Genomic DNA, 403 nt, shown 5'->3' on the forward strand with positions numbered 1-403 from the left:
CTATAAATATTAATCTCTATCACCGTTGAAAATAGAGTTTCTAACAATAACATAATCTACAGTACGTAATGATTTCAAGTCTTTTCCACCGGCATATGAAATTGAGCTTTGTAAATCTTGTTGCATTTCTTTTAAGGTATCCATTAATGAACCCTTATGTTCTACAAACATTTTTTTACCTTCTACATTTTTATGTTCGCCTTTTTGAAATTCAGATGCACTACCAAAATATTCTTTATACTGTTTACCATCAAGTTCTACAGTTTCACCAGGTGATTCTTCGTGTGCCGCAAATAATGAACCAATCATGACCATTGATGCACCAAATCTAATTGATTTAGCGATGTCGCCATGCGTTCTTATACCACCATCAGCAATCAAAGGTTTACGAGCTGCTTTACTA

Annotated in this window: 1 protein-coding gene; it reads right to left on the minus strand. The window is 33.7% G+C overall.

Going from position 1 to position 403, the window contains the following annotated elements; genetic code table 11:
* Positions 1–9 precede the first annotated feature (9 nt).
* Positions 10–403 (minus strand): IMP dehydrogenase (locus J1M41_RS11765; RefSeq protein ID WP_206451815.1); only part of this gene is annotated, 394 nt, incomplete at its 5' end.

Source organism: Micrococcus sp. KRD096, from assembly GCF_017168495.1.
Classification (GTDB): Bacteria; Actinomycetota; Actinomycetes; order Actinomycetales; family Micrococcaceae; genus Micrococcus; species Micrococcus luteus.